The organism is Microbacterium sufflavum, from assembly GCF_023101165.1.
Lineage (GTDB): Bacteria > Actinomycetota > Actinomycetes > Actinomycetales > Microbacteriaceae > Microbacterium > Microbacterium sufflavum.
This window is the reverse complement of record NZ_CP078076.1, coordinates 3,147,523-3,162,212: the sequence shown is the minus strand read 5'-3', so window position 1 is coordinate 3,162,212 and position 14,690 is coordinate 3,147,523. Positions and strand designations below refer to the sequence as shown.

Here is a 14,690-nt window from a genome sequence, read left to right as displayed (position 1 = left end):
ATGCAAAGAAAAACTTGCAAAGAAGTGTTTGCAAGGGTACCTTTGCACTCATGACCGAACAGACCCAGGTGCGAACGCTCGACGCCGGAGCGCTGAAGGCCCTCGCCCACCCGCTTCGCGTGAAGATCTTCGACCTGCTCGCCTCGCGCGGCCCCCAGACCGCGAGCTCCCTCGCCGCGCTCGTGGGGGAGACCTCGGGTTCCACGAGCTATCACCTGCGCGCCCTCGCCGCGCACGACCTCATCCGCGAGGTCGAGGGCCGCGGCACCGCCAGGGAGCGCTGGTGGGAGCGGCCGAAGGGGCGCATCGACGTGCCGGGCCCGGACGACATGACCTCGCCCGCGAACCGCGCCGCCGCGCAGATCGTGACCTCCGAGTTCTTCCGGCTGCGGCACGAGACGCTGATGTCGTACCTGAACCGACCAGCGTCCGAGGTTCCCGACGGGTGGGGTGACGTGGGCATCACGCTCACCACGCACCTCGACGTGACCCCCGCCCAGGCACTCGCCCTGCGCGCGGAGCTGGAGGCCGTCATCGAGTCGGCGATCGAGCGGTACCGCGGCCAGACCGGGCCGGACGTGCGGCGGGTGTCGGTGCGCGCCGAGCTGTTCGACCTGCCGACGCCGCCGTCCGCGGCGGGTGCGGCCGAGCCGGAGTCCGCATCATGACCGCCGCCACGCTGCACCTCTCCGCCCCCACGCGCACGGAGCGGGGGCTGCTGCGCCTCGCCGACCGCCTCACCGGCCTCGTCGAGCATCGCGTGGCCGAGCGCGCGCGGCGCCGCCAGCTCGCCCTCGACCTGCTGGCGGAGCAGCAGGCTCGCCGCCACGACCCGCGCGCCGTCGACCACCTGCTCGCCCAGCTCGGGGCGCCGCGCCGCTGACGGCCCCTGCCACGGACGCGAGAGCCCCGGATCCGCAGAGGATCCGGGGCTCTCGTCGCACGGGGGGTGCTCAGTCCTCGAACGGACGCGCCACCACCTCGCCGGACGCCGTCTGCACGACCTCCCAGCCCGCGTCGAGCTCGGCGAGCGCCCGGCCCTCCAGCCAGGTGAGCGTCCAGTGTCCGGTGAGCCCGCGGGCCTCGACCTCGGCGATCGCGGAGCGCAGCGCCTCCGGGACCGACGCGGGCGGCTGCGTGCCGGTGGCCCAGCGGGTGCCCAGCTGCATCACGACGCCTCGACCGGGGCGAGCTCGATCGCGGTCACCGCGAACTCCTCGGCCTCGGTGAACTCGAGCTCGGCGATGCGGCCGACCGCGCGGAGGTCGTCGGCGGCGGCGCGCAGCGCGTCGAGCTTCGCGGCAGGGGCGGCGATCGCCGCGCGCGACACCGGGGTCTTCTGCGACGCCTTCGCCTCCGTCTTCGCACGACGGATGCCGATCAGGGCCTCGCTCGCGGCGGCCAGCACCGCGGCGTCGCCCTCGATGCCCAGCGGCTCCGGCCACGCGGCGGTGTGCACGGAACCCTGCTCGAACCACGACCACGCCTCCTCGGTCGCGAACGACAGCACGGGCGCGAGCAGACGCAGGAGCGTGGACAGCGCCAGGCGCAGCGCCAGTGCCGCCGACGCCTGTCCCACGTCGTTCTGGTTGTACGCCCGCTCCTTCACCAGCTCCAGGTAGTCGTCGCAGAACGTCCAGAAGAACGCCTCGGTGAGCTCGAGCGCGCGCGCGGCGTCGTAGCGGTCGAACGCCGCGGTCGCCTCCGCCACCACGGCGTCGAGGGCCGTGAGCATCGAGGCGTCCAGCGCGTGGGTGACCTGCGCGCCCTCCGGCACCGGGAACGACAGCACGAACTTCGCGGCGTTGAGCACCTTGATGGCCAGGCGCCGCCCGATCTTCACCTGGGTCGGATTCTGCGGGTCGAACGCGGCGTCCATGCCCAGTCGGCTGGAGGCCGCCCAGTACCGCACCGCGTCGGAGCCGTGCGCGTCGAGCACGTCGGCCGGGGTGACCACGTTGCCCTTCGACTTCGACATCTTCTTGCGGTCCGGGTCGACGATGAAGCCGGAGATCGCGGCGTTCTTCCACGGGGCCCTGCCGTCTTCCAGCGTCGAGCGCAGCATGGTGGAGAACAGCCAGGTGCGGATGATGTCCTGCCCCTGGGGACGCAGGTCGAACGGGGCCGTGAGCTGCCACAGCTCCTCGTCGCGCTGCCAGCCGCCGGCGAGCTGCGGCGTGAGCGACGACGTGGCCCACGTGTCGAGGATGTCGGCCTCGGCGTCGAACCCGCCCGGCACGCCGCGCTGGTCTTCCGTGTACCCGGCCGGCACGTCGGTGGTCGGGTCGATCGGCAGGCTCGCGGCGTCGGGGACGAGCACGCGGTCGTAGTCGCGGTCGCCGTTCTCATCAAGCGCGTACCAGAGGGGGATCGGCACGCCGAAGAAGCGCTGCCGGGACACGAGCCAGTCGCCGGTGAGACCGCCGACCCAGTTCTCGTACCGCACGCGCATGAAGTCGGGGTGCCACGCGAGCTCCTGCCCGTGCGCGAGCAGCTGGTTGCGCAGCTCTCCGTCGCGGGCGCCGTTGCGGATGTACCACTGGCGCGTGGACACGATCTCGAGCGGACGGTCGCCCTTCTCGAAGAACTTCACGGCGTGCTGGAAGGGCTTGCCGACCGCGGTCAGGTCGCCCGTCTCCTGCAGCTTCTCGACGATCGCCTTGCGGGCGCTGAACACGGTCTTGCCGGCGACCTCGGCCGCGTACCAGGCGCGGGCGTCGGCGTCGGCCACGAGGGACGGAGCCTCCGGGAGGAACCGGCCGTCGAGGCCGATCGTGGTCATGTTCGGCAGGTCGCGACCATCGGTCGTGCGCAGCTCACGCCACCAGACGATGTCGGTCACGTCGCCGAAGGTGCACACCATGGCGGCACCGGTGCCCTTGTCGGGCTGGGCGAGGTGGTGACCGTGGATCTCGATCTCGGCACCGAAGAACGGGGTGCGCACCTTCGTGCCGATCAGGTGCTTGTGCGGGCCCTCGGGGTGGGTCACGATCGCGATGCACGCGGGGAGGAGCTCCGGACGCGTGGTGTCGATCGCGATCGAGCCGGAGCCGTCCGCGAAGGGGAACTCGATCGTGTGATACGCGGCCTGCTGGTCGCGGTCCTCCAGCTCGGCCTGCGCGATGGCGGAGCGGAAGTCGATGTCCCACAGCGTCGGCGCGAGGGCCTGGTAGGCCTCGCCCCGGTCGATGTTGCGCAGGAACGCGAGCTGGCTCTGGCGGATCGTGTCGTCGGAGATCGTGCGGTAGGTCTGCGTCCAGTCCACGCTCAGGCCGAGCTGCCGGAACAGTGCCTCGAACTGCTTCTCATCCTCGATCGTGAGGCGCTCGCACAGCTCGATGAAGTTGCGCCGGCTGATGGGCTGCTGGTCGGCCGCACGGCTGGACTTGTTGTCTCCGCCCTCGAACGGCGGGGCGAAGTCGGGGTCATAGGGGAGCGAGGGGTCGCAGCGCACGCCGTAGTAGTTCTGCACGCGGCGCTCGGTGGGCAGGCCGTTGTCGTCCCAGCCCATCGGGTAGAACACGGTCTTGCCGCGCATCCGCTCGTACCGCGCCTTGACGTCGGTGTGGGTGTACGAGAACACGTGCCCGATGTGCAGGCTGCCCGAGGCGGTGGGCGGCGGGGTGTCGATCGAGTACACGCCCTCACGGCCGAGTTCCGCGGCGCGCAGACGGTCGAACAGGTAGGTGCCCTGCTCCGCCCAGGCGGCGTCCCACTTCGCTTCGAGACCTTCGAGTGCGGGCTTGTCAGGGATGGCGGACATGGAGGTCTCCTCGAGCGATGTATGCGGCACTGTGTGAGCGTGCCTGAGTGTGGGTGGTGCCGCCCAGTCTACCGAGCGTGCGGGCGGGTCGCTCGACCGCGGCGGACACTCGGCGCGGCGCGGACCCGCACCCGCCGCGACTGGGAGGATCGGAGCATGACATCGCCGTCGTCCTCGTCCACCCGTCCCCGGCTCGCCGACCTCGGCGTCGCGCCCGGAGCCTTCGCGCGCGGTTCGGAGAACGCGATCACCGACGTGCCCGGGGTGCGGGTCGGCCACGCCACGCTGCACGGCGACGGTCTGCACACGGGGGTCACGGCGATCGTGCCGGACGCGCTCACCGCGCGGCGCCGCAGCCTTCCCGCGAACCTCTCCGTGGGCAACGGCTACGGCAAGCTCGTCGGTGCCACGCAGCTGCGCGAGCTCGGCGCGCTGGAGACGCCGATCCTCCTCACGTCGACCCTGTCGGTGTTCCGCGTGGCCGACGCGCTGCTCGGGCACGTGCTGGCGACACCCGCGCACGCGCACACGACGACGCTGAACCCGGTGGTGGGGGAGACGAACGACGGGTTCCTCTCGGACATCCGTCGGCGGGCCGTGGGCGAGGAGCAGGTGGTCGCGGCACTGGAGGCGGCGGCGTCCGGTCCCGTCGCGGAGGGCTGTGTCGGTGCGGGTGCCGGGACGGTCGCCCTCGGCTACAAGGGCGGCATCGGCACGGCGTCGCGGGTGGTCGACGTGGCCGGAACCCCGTGCACGGTCGGCGCGCTCGTGCAGACGAACTTCAGTGGCACGCTGCGCATCGCCGGGGTGCCCCTGCCCGCGGAGGAGCTGCTCACGGACGACCCTGCGGAGCCGGTCGGGAACTCCTGCATGATCGTCGTCGCCACCGATGCGCCGGTCGACGGCCGCCAGCTCGGGCGCGTGGCCAACCGCGCCGTGTTCGCGATGCGGGGCGTCGGTGCCGACTACGCGCAGGGCAGCGGCGACTACGCCATCGCGTTCTCCGTGCACGACCCGGCGACGGGCGGGCTCGCGGCGGACGACGAGCTCTCGCCGCTGTTCGCCGCGACGATGGACGCGGTCGAGGAGGCGCTGATCAACTCCGTGCTGACCGCCGAGACCACCGTGGGCCGCGAGGGGCAGACGGCGCACGCGGTGCCGATCGATCGGGTGCGCGAGCGCCTGGCGCGCGCCGGGGTCGTCTGACCGGCGTTCACGACCCGGGGGGAAACGTCGCCGTGGAGGACGGACGCGCGACGTGTCGCGGCAACCGCGCCCGGATGTCCTGCGGTGCGAGCGGTGCTCAGTCGGCGAGCGCGGCGTGGATGCCCTCGCCGATCCGGCGCATGGCCGCCAGCACCGGGCCGCGGCCGTCCGCACCGCTGTTCCAGGTGGCCAGCACGGCGTAGGCGATGCGCCGGGTGGGCGACATGACGAGGCCCGTGTCGGCGCGGACCCGCGAGATCGTGCCGGTCTTGTTCAGCAGCCACACGCCGCGGTCGAAACCCCAGTGCGCGAGCGGGTCGAGCTCGAACGCCGAGGCGACCATCGACAGGTCCATGCCGGCACCGAGCCACCGCCGCAGCGTGTCGGCCGACGCGGGCGAGAGATCGGCGCCGTCGGCGAGCCGCGACATGAAGCGCACGAGCTCCGCGGCGTTCGCGTGCGACAGCGTCCGGGGAGCGCCGGGCGGGATCGGCCACCGCACGATGTCGTCGAGCGCGGAGGCGGTGTAGCCGAGCGCCCGGGTGTGCTCCTGCACCACGGGGATGCCGATCACGCGGCCCAGGGTGTTGGTGGCGGCGTTGTCGCTCACCGCGCCGATCAGCGCCGCCACGTCGTACAGCGACAGCTCGTCGGCCTGCAGCAGGTACCACAGCCCCGAGTCCTCGATGGCCTCCACGGGGCGCCGGGTCACGCGCTCTTCCAGCGTGCGGGTGCCCGCGTCGACCTCGGCGAGCAGCCGGTGCAGCAGGAAGATCTTGCCCACGCTCGCGGTGTCCTGCACGGCCTCGGGGTCGTGGCGCAGCAGCACCTCGCCGGTGTCGACGTCCTGCACGAGCACCGACCACACGGTGCCGTTCCCGCTCGGCAGCTCCACGTCGATCGCGCTCATGCGTCCCCTCCGTCGTCGCGCGGGCGTCCGGTCACGTGCGCCCGGATGAGCTCGCCGACCGCGCGCATGCCGTCGAGCACGGGCGCTCGCAGGTCGGTGCCCGCGGTCTTCCAGTTCGCCGCGACGGCGTAGGCGACCGCGCCCTCCGGGCCGCGCAGCAGTCCGACGTCCACCCGCGCGAAGCCCACGCTGCCGGTCTTGTGACGCAGCACCAGGCCCTGGTACTCCGCCTCGACGTGCGCGAGGGGGTCGAGCAGGAACGCGTCGGCGGTCATCGACGTGTCGGTGTCGGCGGCCAGCCAGTCCAGCACGCGCGCACTCACGGCGGGGGAGAAGACCTCGCCGGCGCCGAGCCGCCGCATCACGTCGGACAGCTCGGCCGCGGTGCCGAACGACGGCGTCCACGGCAGGTCGGGCGTGCGCTCGTTGCGGATGTAGTCGTGCAGCGCGGTGTCGCGGTAGCCGAGCTCCGGGGCGACCGCGCGGACGGCGTCGAGTCCGCAGAGGCGGAGGAGCGCGTTCGTGGCGAGGTTGTCGCTCACGGCGCCGACGAGGAGTGCCGCGTCGTGCACGGTGACGCGCTGGTCGTGCATCCGGTACAGCAGCCCCGAGTCCTCGACACGGTGCTCGTCGGGGATGTCGATGCGCGCGTCCGCCGCGAGCGTCCCGTCCTCCAGCCGCCGGGCGACCTCGATGAGCAGGAAGATCTTGCCGATGCTCGCGGTCTCGCACCGCACGTCCGGGTCGTGCTCGGCCAGGGTCGCCCCGGTGTCCGCGTCGAGCAGCCGGACGGACCAGGTCGCCCGGGGGTCGAGCGGGGGGAGGGCGATCATGCCGGCAGCCCGACCGTGAGGCGCGGCTCGTCCCCGGTCGCGTCGAGCACCCCGTCCACGCCGAGCGGGATCGTGAGCGCGTGCGGGTCGTGGCCGAAGCCCTGCTCCCACAGCACCGGCACCCCGCGGTCTTGGAACTCGTCGCGCATCAGGGCGTGCACGAGCTCGAGGTCGCCGCACTCGTGCCAGGAGCCCAGCACGATGCCCGAGGCCTGGGCGAGCCGCCCGGCCCGGCGCAGCTGCGTCACGAAGCCGTCCAGCCGGTACGGCTCCTCCGTGATGTCCTCCAGGAACAGGATGCCCGGGGCGGCGACGGAGGCCTCCGGCGCCCCCAGTCCCGCCGCCAGGAGGCTGAGGTTGCCGCCGGTGAAGCGTCCCTCCGCCCGGCCCCGCGTCATGATCTCGGTCTTCGGGCCGATGAGCTCCCGTCCGCGCCAGGGCTCGAACAGCCAGCGCTGCACGTCGTCGCGCACGGTCGGCGAGTCGCGGAACACGTTGTTGCCCGCCATCGGACAGAACAGCGTGGCGACGCCGAGGTGCGCGCGCCAGGTCTCGTGCAGCGCGGTCACGTCCGACGAGCCGGTGAGCAGCTTCGGCCGTCCGTCGCGCCGGAGGGCTCCGCGCCGCATGGCCGCCCAGTCGATGCCGTCGAGCAGCCGCAGGGCGCCGTAGCCGCCGCGGGCCGTGACGACCGCGTCGACCTCGGGGTCCAGCCAGGCGGCCACGAGGTCGGCGCGGCGCAGGTCGTCGGGGCCGGCGAGGTAGGAGGCGCGCGGGTGCGGCGTGAGCACGTGCTCTCCCACCCTCACGTTCAGGCCCCACGACTCGTAGTAGTCGACGGCGCGCTGCGTGTTCTCCTCGTTGCCGGGGCCCGAGGGCGACACGATCGCCACGGTGTCGCCCGGTCGCAGCGGCGCGGAGTCCAGGTAGGGCGAGTCCGTGCCGATCGCGGTGCCCTCCATCGTGTCGGTCATGCGGTCCTCTCCTCGATGCGCGGTGCCGCAGAGAGCAGGTGCCGCGTGTACTCGTGCTGCGGGTTCAGCAGCACCTCCTCCGTGGGGCCGTGCTCCACGATCTGCCCGTGGTACATGACGGCGACCGTGTGGGCGATGTTCCACGCGAGCCCGAGGTCGTGCGTGATGACGAGCGCTGAGAGCCCGAGGCGGCGGCGCAGGTCGAGCAGCAGTCCCAGGATCTCGCCGCGCACCGAGGCGTCGAGCGAGGCGACGGGTTCGTCGGCGATCAGCATCTGCGGCTGCACGGCCAGGGCCCCGGCGATCACGACGCGCTGCCGCTGACCGCCGCTGAGCTCCTGCGGGATCGCGCCGAAGTACTGCTCGGGCGGCGTCAGCTCGGCGTCGGCGAGGCTCTGCGCCACGCGCTCGCGCTCGTCTCCGGGGTAGCGCTGCACGCGCAGGCCTTCGGCGACCGACTCGTACACGCTGTGCTTGGGGTTGAGCGCCGCCCACGGGTCCTGCAGCACCAGCTGCACCTGCGAGCGGAACTGCGCGAGCGCCCGGCCCTTCGCCGCGATCGGAGAGCCCTCGAACAGGATCTGCGACCCCGGGTCGGCGGGCTGCAGTCCCATGAGGGCGCGGGCGAGGGTCGACTTGCCCGAGCCGGACTGGCCGACCAGCGCCACGATCTCGCCGCGCCGCACCGCGAGGTCGACGTCGCGCACCGCGTGCACGGGCCGGCCTCCCGAGCGGTAGGTGACGTTGAGGCCCTTCGCCTCCAGCAGCACCTCGTCGCCGTGGACGATCTCCGGCACGTCGTCGGCGTCGCGTCCGTGCCGGGTCACCGGCGCCATGCGGGAGGCGGGGTCGCCGATGGTGGGGAACGCGTCGGCGAGCTGGCGCGTGTACGCCTGCTCGGGCGTCGTGCACACCGCGTAGCTCTCGCCGACCTCGACCAGCTCGCCGTTGCGCATGATCGCGATGCGGTCGCACGCGGTCGCGAGCACCGACAGGTCGTGGCTGATCATCAGCATCGAGATGCCGCGCTCGGCGACCAGCCGGGAGATCATGTCGAGGATCTGCTTCTGCACGATCACGTCGAGCGCGGTGGTGGGCTCGTCCGCGATGATCACCTCGGGGTCGCACGCGAGAGCCATCGCGATCATGACGCGCTGCCGCTGCCCGCCGGAGAGCTCGTGCGGATACGCCTCGCCCTTCTGCGGCGGAAGGTCGACGACGTCGAGCAGCTCGCGCACCCGTTCCTTCCGCGCCTTCTCGGTCTTCCAGCGATCGGAGGCGTGCAGCTCCAGCGCCTCGTTCAGCTGCCATGCGACCGTGCGCACCGGGTTCAGCGAGTGCATCGCGCCCTGGAACACGATGGAGGTCTGCGCCCACCGCACGGCGCGCAGCTGTCCGAACGACAGCGTCGCCACGTCCTGGTCGCCCAGCAGCACGCGTCCGCTGAGTCGGGCGTTGCGGGGGAGCAGGCGCAGCACGCTCATCGCGAGGGTGCTCTTGCCCGACCCCGACTCGCCGGCGATGCCGAGGGTCTGCCCGGCGGGGAGGGTGAGGGAGACGTTGCGCACCGCGGCGACCTCGTCGCGGCCGGAGCGGCCGGAGGTGCGGTAGGTGATGGAGACGTCGTCGAAGATCAGGTCGGGCATCTCAGCGGCTCCTCAGCGTCGGGTTGGTGATGTTCTCGACCGCGCGGCCCATCACGGTGAAGGCCAGCACCACGAGCACGATCGCGATACCGGGCACGAGCACGTACCACCAGTAGCCGCTGGTCGCGGCGGAGACGTCCATCGCGTTCTTCAGGATCGAGCCCCAGGACTGCAGGGTCGTGTCGCCGAGGCCGAGGAACGCCAGCGTCGACTCGGAGATGATCGCGGAGCCGACCGTGAGGGTCGTGTTCGCGAGCACGAGCGGCAGCACCCCGGGCAGCAGGTGCTTGAGGATGATGTGCCAGTGGCCGGCGCCGAGCGCCCGGGAGCGCTCGATGTAGTCGCGCGACTCGACCGACAGCGTCTGCGCGCGCACCACGCGGGCCGTGCCCGCCCAGGAGGTGAGGCCGATGGCGATGATGATCGTCCACACCCCGCGGCTCAGCACCGACGACAGCACGATCGCGAGGATCAGCGACGGCAGCACCAGGAAGAAGTCGATGATGCGCATCATGAGGCCGCCGAAGAACCCGGTGAAGTGCCCGGCGGCGATGCCGACGAGCGTGCCGATGATCATCGACATCGCGGTGGCGGCGAGCCCGACGAGCAGCGACACCCTGGCGCCCCACACCATGCGCACCCAGATCTCGCGACCCTGGTGGTCGGTGCCCAGCGGGTGCTCCCACGAGGGCGGGGCGAACCGCTGCACGTCGACGAGCTTCGTCACGTCGAGCATGCTCGCGGGGGCGATGACGGGCGCGAAGATCGCGACGAGCGCCACGATGATGAGGAAGACGAGCCCCACCATGCCGGCGCGGTGGTGCGCGAACTCCCGGCAGAAGCCGGTGAAGGCGACGCCGCGGCGGTGCCAGGCCAGGGCGCGGGGCGAACGGATGGTCGGGGATGCCGTGGTCATGCGCGCCTCACCCTCGGGTCGAGCTGACGGTAGATGAGGTCCGCGATGAGGTTCATCACGATGATGATCGTGGAGAACACCACGAAGGTGCCCTGCAGGAGCGGGAGGTCGGGGCCGGAGATCGCCTCGAACGTGAGCTTGCCGAGGCCGGGCCAGGAGAACACCGTCTCCACGGTCACGGCTCCCGCGATCAGGCCGCCGATGTGCATGAACACGAGGGTGACGGTGGGAAGCAGCGCGTTCGGCACAGCGTGGCGGCGGCGCACGAGGTCTTCGCGGAGGCCCTTGGCGCGTGCGGTGGTGAGGTAGTCGGCGCCCATCTCCTCCAGGAGCGAGCTGCGCATCACCATGAGGTACTGCGCGTACACCACGGCGACCATCGTGATCACCGGCAGCACCATGTGCGAGATCACGTCGAGCACGATGCCCACCGGGTCGGTCGGCGGGTTGGGAGACACCATGCCGCCGGTGGGGAACCAGTGCAGCGTGCCGCCGAAGATCATCAGCAGCAGCAGGGCCAGCCAGAACGTCGGCACCGACCAGAACACGAGCGAGGTGCCGGAGACGATGCGGTCGAAGGTGGAGCCGTGCTTCCACGCCGCCTTCTGGCCGAGCCACAGGCCGAGCGCGATCGCGATCACCGCCGCGGTCCCGGTGAGCAGGATCGTGTTCCAGAAGTACTGGCCGATCAGCTCGGACACCGACGTGCGGTACACGTAGCTCGTGCCGAAGTTGAGGGTGAAGACGTTGCCGAGGTAGTCGAAGAACTGCTGCCACAGCGGCTTGTTCAGGCCGAGCTGCTCACGCAGCTGGTCGGCCTGCTCGGCGCTCATGCCGCGTTCGCGGGCGATCGAGGCGACCGGGTCGCCGGGCAGGATCTTGAAGGCGAAGAATCCGAGGAGGATCACCATCGCGAGGCTGATGGCCGCGCCGCCGAGCTTGCCGAGGATGTACCGGAGGGCGCCGACGCCGGTCGGCTGCTCTTCGGCGGCCGCGCTCGTGGCGATGGCCGAGGTGGAGGGGGGTACCGCGTTGGACATGGGGGTCTCCTTGATGCGGAGCCGGAGACGTCGCGGGGGCGGGCTACCGCCGCCCGCGACGTCTCGCGGGGCTCATTCGACGTCGGCGATGTTGCGGCGTCGGATCAGGAAGAAGACCAGGGCGCCCACGACGATCACTCCCACGACGACTCCGCCGATGATGAGGCCCGTGTTGGTGCCCGTGCCGCCGGCCGTCGCGCCCTCGACCGGCTCCACGGTCAGGTAGCCCCAGTAGCCGGCCTGGTTGGCGATGATGCCGCCGTCCTTGGGCTGCAGGGTGAACCCGGTGAAGCGGTCGGAGCGGTACGCCTCGAGCGAGTTGGCGTACCAGGTGGCCACCTGCGCGGTGTCGGTGTAGTTCAGCGCGAGCATGTCGTGCACGATCTCCTGCCGCTTCTCCTCGTCGATCTCGGAGCGCTGCTGGGCGTACATCTCGTCGAACTCGGGGTTGCAGTAGCCGTCCTGCGTGGTGCCGCCGGTGCCGTCGGTCGCGGTCGGCAGGTTCATGCAGGTGTTGATGCCGAGCTGGTAGTCGGGGTCGGGGTTGACCGACCAGCCGCTGAAGTACAGGTCGTAGTCGCCGGACGTGGCCTTCGCGCTGATGGTGTCGGAGTCGGTGGACTCGACCGTGATCTCGATGCCGATGTCCTTCATCCACGGCACGAAGAAGTCGGAGATGGACTGCTCGTTCGCGTCGTCGGCGTCGATCAGCAGGCGCAGCGCGAGACGCTGCCCGTCCTTCTCGCGGATGCCGTCGGCCCCGGGCGTCCAGCCGGCCTCGTCGAGCTTCGCCTGCGCGGCCTCGGGGTCGAAGCCGACGATCACGTCGTCGTCCTCCGACAGGTGCCACTTCGGGAAGGACGCGGGGATGAAGCTCGTCGCCAGCGTGCCCTCGCCGTCGAGCACCTTGTCGAGCAGGGTCGCGGTGTCGGTGCCGAGGCGGATGGCCTGGCGCACCTCGAGCTCCTTGAGCGCGGCGTTGCCGGTGCCGTAGGGGACGTTGTCGCGGGTCTGCTGGCCCACGTTGATGCTGATCGAGTGGTAGCGGCGGCCCTCACCGGAGTGGGTGGTGACGCCGTCGACGCCGTCGAGCGCCTCGAACTGGGTGGGGGTGAGACCGGTGACGAGGTCGACGTCGCCCGCCTTGAGGGCCTGCACCTGCGCGTCGGAGTTCGTGTAGTACACGTACTGGATCGCGTCGATCTTGGGGGCGCCGCGCCAGAAGTTCTCGTTCGCCTTCAGGGTGATGGACTGGTTGGCGGAGTAGCTGTCCAGCACGAACGGGCCGGAGCCGACGACCTCGGAGTCGTTGGCGAACGTGGTCGGGTCGTCGACCTTCTCCCAGATGTGCTTCGGCACGATCGGGATCTCGGAGCCGGGGTTCGGGGCCTGCGGGGTCTTCAGGGTGATGACGACGGTCTTGTCGTCGGGCGTCTCGACCGTGTCGAAGTTCGACACCAGGTTGCCGTTGGCGGTGCCCAGCGCGGGCACCGTGAGCATCTGGTCGTACGTGTACTTCACGTCGGCGGAGGTGATCGGCTCGCCGTCGGACCACACCAGGTCGTCCTGCAGCGTGAAGGTCCAGGTCTGGCCCCCGTCGGTGGCCTCCCACGAGTCCGCCAGACCCTTGGTCGGGGAGCCGTCCTCAGCGTCGTTCTGCACGAGCGACTCGTACACGTACCGAATGATGTTGGTCGGCGTGAGGTAGATCGAGATGAACGGGTTGAACGTGTCGACGAACCCGGACGTCGCGATGCGCAGCGTGGTGTCCGATGCGGGGGATTCGGTGGCGGCGCTCGCGGTCTGCGCCTGGGCGGCACCGACCGGCGCGGCGACGAGAAGCGCGGTCGCGATCGCGGCGGCGGTCAGACTTCGCACTGATTTCGAGCGGGGGGCAAGACGCATGGAAGAAGTCCCTTCGGGCGCCGCCCGGATCCACGATGAAGCCGGGTCGGTGGAGACCATGCAAGCGGAAGTCGGGCCCGGGGTCAAGAGATTCGATGCGTATCGCGGAAGAAAAGCTGCGGTCGTGGAGAAGACCCCCCGGCGCCGTTCGGGTGTAACACGGCGGAAACACGGGGCTGCCAGGATGCGCACGTGCGGGAACCGTCGAGACGGCGTCGCATCGTCACCGTGGAGATCCGGAACGTATCCTCGCCAGGGGTCCCGGGGCACGCGAACGGGAATCGTATCGTCAGTCCGCGGCGATCGTGAGCACGGCACGCAGGAGCGCGACCCGGTCGTGCAGGGAGGAGCGCAGGAAATGCTCGTCCACCGCGTGCGCGCCCCCGCCCCGTGGCCCGAAGCCGTCGACGGTCGGCAGCCCGAGCCCGCCCAGCAGGTTGGTGTCCCCGGCGCCTGCGGCCGGACGACCCTCGATGCGCTGACCGACACCGGCCGCCGCTTCGGAGATCTGCTCCAGCAGGACGGCGTCCTGCGCGGAGGCCCGCCAGGCCGGCCGCGCGCTGAGCACCTCCGCCGTCACGGTCGCGCCCTCGCGCACCGGGTGCAGCGCGGCCAGGGCGTCGAGCACCCGGCGTTCGGTGTCGGGATCCGTGAAGCGCAGGCCGATCTCCGCCGCCGCCTCCGCCGGCACCACGTTCGTGCGGGCTCCTCCGGCGATCGTGCCGACGTTGCACAGCACCGGACCGGGCAGGGCAGGATCCGCGACGATGCGTCGCACCGCGAGCAGCTGGTCGACGAGTTCGTCCACGGCCGAGATCCCGTGCTCCGGATCGAGGGCGGCGTGGGCGGCGCGCCCGGTGACCGAGAGGCGCACCCGCGCGCTGCCGCGACGGCCGACCTTGAGGGCGCCGTCGGGGTGCGGCGACTCGAAGCCGATCGCCGCCGCGGCCCCGCGCGCGCGTGCCGCCAGCAGCGGCCCGGACACGGGGGAGCCGATCTCCTCGTCGCACACGAGCACCACCCGCACGGCCCGGCGCCGCTCGACCGCGAGCGGCTGGAGGGTGCGCAGAGCCTCGAGCATCACCGCGATCCCGGCCTTCATGTCGTAGGCGCCCGGTCCGCGGACGACGTCGCCGTCCTCCACCCAGGGCACTTCGCCGTCGAGGGCGCCGACGGGCCACACGGTGTCGGTGTGCCCGATGAACAGGAGCGGATCGCCCGTGCCCGGCACGTCGATCACCAGGTCGGTCCCGGCGCTCGTGGGCTCGCGGCGGACGGTGCCGCCGATGGCCTCGAAGCGGGCGCTCAGGACGTCGGCGATGCGGGCGCTGGCGGCGGTGTCGCGGCTCGGCGACTCGATCGACACGAGCTCGCGCACGAGTGCGATGATGTCGTCAGAAGAGTGGTCCGCGTGCTGCGCCGCCGGAGAAGTGGTCACAGTTACGAACCGTATCTGCCTCTTGATCCCCGTGCAAGCCGCCGATAACATCGCTCAGA

13 protein-coding genes are annotated in these 14,690 nt (G+C 71.4%); 3 read left to right on the top strand and 10 right to left on the bottom strand.

Features of this window, described 5'->3' with window-relative positions; all coding sequences use genetic code 11:
* Window positions 1-50 precede the first annotated feature (50 nt).
* Window positions 51-668 carry an ArsR/SmtB family transcription factor gene (locus KV394_RS15360; protein WP_247981829.1) on the top strand — a complete coding sequence of 206 codons (618 nt, stop codon included), beginning with the start codon at window positions 51-53 and terminating at the stop codon, window positions 666-668.
* Window positions 665-883 carry a hypothetical protein gene (locus KV394_RS15355; protein WP_247638939.1) on the top strand — a complete coding sequence of 73 codons (219 nt, stop codon included), beginning with the start codon at window positions 665-667 and terminating at the stop codon, window positions 881-883. Before KV394_RS15360 ends, KV394_RS15355 begins: the two co-directional genes overlap by 4 nt.
* 70 nt (window positions 884-953) lie before the next feature.
* On the opposite strand, the gene KV394_RS15350 is transcribed toward KV394_RS15355, so the two are convergent.
* Window positions 954-1,169 (bottom strand): hypothetical protein, encoded by a 216-nt coding sequence (locus tag KV394_RS15350; protein ID WP_247981828.1) that lies wholly within the window; start codon window positions 1,167-1,169, stop codon window positions 954-956.
* Window positions 1,169-3,763: a valine--tRNA ligase gene (gene valS, locus KV394_RS15345; protein ID WP_247981827.1), complete on the bottom strand. Its 2,595-nt coding sequence runs from the start codon at window positions 3,761-3,763 to the stop codon at window positions 1,169-1,171. Before valS ends, KV394_RS15350 begins: the two co-directional genes overlap by 1 nt.
* A gap of 156 nt (window positions 3,764-3,919) precedes the next feature.
* On the opposite strand from valS, the gene KV394_RS15340 reads away from it, so the two are divergent.
* Complete coding sequence (locus tag KV394_RS15340) at window positions 3,920-4,969, top strand: P1 family peptidase (RefSeq protein ID WP_247981826.1); 1,050 nt, start codon at window positions 3,920-3,922, stop codon at window positions 4,967-4,969.
* Between the two features lie 97 nt (window positions 4,970-5,066).
* Here the strand turns inward: KV394_RS15340 and KV394_RS15335 are convergent, their stop codons facing one another.
* The 8 genes from KV394_RS15335 to KV394_RS15300 form a co-directional block, all read right to left on the bottom strand.
* A complete protein-coding gene (locus tag KV394_RS15335; protein WP_136035491.1) occupies window positions 5,067-5,879 on the bottom strand; it encodes a serine hydrolase in 813 nt (270 codons plus the stop codon).
* Complete coding sequence (locus KV394_RS15330) at window positions 5,876-6,712, bottom strand: serine hydrolase (protein WP_247981825.1); 837 nt, start codon at window positions 6,710-6,712, stop codon at window positions 5,876-5,878. The genes KV394_RS15335 and KV394_RS15330 overlap by 4 nt, the downstream gene beginning before the upstream one ends.
* Entirely contained in the window at window positions 6,709-7,686 is a 978-nt protein-coding gene (locus KV394_RS15325) for a S66 peptidase family protein (RefSeq protein ID WP_247638942.1), read from the bottom strand. The genes KV394_RS15330 and KV394_RS15325 overlap by 4 nt, the downstream gene beginning before the upstream one ends.
* Window positions 7,683-9,332 (bottom strand): ATP-binding cassette domain-containing protein, encoded by a 1,650-nt coding sequence (locus tag KV394_RS15320; RefSeq protein WP_136030917.1) that lies wholly within the window; start codon window positions 9,330-9,332, stop codon window positions 7,683-7,685. Before KV394_RS15320 ends, KV394_RS15325 begins: the two co-directional genes overlap by 4 nt.
* A gap of 1 nt (window position 9,333) precedes the next feature.
* Complete coding sequence (locus KV394_RS15315; protein ID WP_136030919.1) at window positions 9,334-10,248, bottom strand: ABC transporter permease; 915 nt, start codon at window positions 10,246-10,248, stop codon at window positions 9,334-9,336.
* Window positions 10,245-11,288: an ABC transporter permease gene (locus tag KV394_RS15310; protein WP_136035442.1), complete on the bottom strand. Its 1,044-nt coding sequence runs from the start codon at window positions 11,286-11,288 to the stop codon at window positions 10,245-10,247. The genes KV394_RS15315 and KV394_RS15310 overlap by 4 nt, the downstream gene beginning before the upstream one ends.
* Before the next feature lie 72 nt (window positions 11,289-11,360).
* Window positions 11,361-13,166, bottom strand: coding sequence for an ABC transporter substrate-binding protein (locus KV394_RS15305; RefSeq protein WP_240745286.1), 1,806 nt, complete (start codon window positions 13,164-13,166; stop codon window positions 11,361-11,363).
* Between the two features lie 316 nt (window positions 13,167-13,482).
* Window positions 13,483-14,631, bottom strand: a complete 1,149-nt coding sequence (locus KV394_RS15300) for a M20/M25/M40 family metallo-hydrolase (RefSeq protein WP_247981824.1) — start codon at window positions 14,629-14,631, stop codon at window positions 13,483-13,485.
* Window positions 14,632-14,690: the final 59 nt, after the last annotated feature.

Coding starts and splice junctions, on each gene's coding strand:
- KV394_RS15360 (WP_247981829.1), top strand. CDS start 51: ATGACCGAACAGACCCAGGTGCGAACGCTCGACGCCGGAGCGCTGAAG.
- KV394_RS15355 (WP_247638939.1), top strand. CDS start 665: ATGACCGCCGCCACGCTGCACCTCTCCGCCCCCACGCGCACGGAGCGG.
- KV394_RS15350 (WP_247981828.1), bottom strand. CDS start 1,169: ATGCAGCTGGGCACCCGCTGGGCCACCGGCACGCAGCCGCCCGCGTCG.
- valS (WP_247981827.1), bottom strand. CDS start 3,763: ATGTCCGCCATCCCTGACAAGCCCGCACTCGAAGGTCTCGAAGCGAAG.
- KV394_RS15340 (WP_247981826.1), top strand. CDS start 3,920: ATGACATCGCCGTCGTCCTCGTCCACCCGTCCCCGGCTCGCCGACCTC.
- KV394_RS15335 (WP_136035491.1), bottom strand. CDS start 5,879: ATGAGCGCGATCGACGTGGAGCTGCCGAGCGGGAACGGCACCGTGTGG.
- KV394_RS15330 (WP_247981825.1), bottom strand. CDS start 6,712: ATGATCGCCCTCCCCCCGCTCGACCCCCGGGCGACCTGGTCCGTCCGG.
- KV394_RS15325 (WP_247638942.1), bottom strand. CDS start 7,686: ATGACCGACACGATGGAGGGCACCGCGATCGGCACGGACTCGCCCTAC.
- KV394_RS15320 (WP_136030917.1), bottom strand. CDS start 9,332: ATGCCCGACCTGATCTTCGACGACGTCTCCATCACCTACCGCACCTCC.
- KV394_RS15315 (WP_136030919.1), bottom strand. CDS start 10,248: ATGACCACGGCATCCCCGACCATCCGTTCGCCCCGCGCCCTGGCCTGG.
- KV394_RS15310 (WP_136035442.1), bottom strand. CDS start 11,288: ATGTCCAACGCGGTACCCCCCTCCACCTCGGCCATCGCCACGAGCGCG.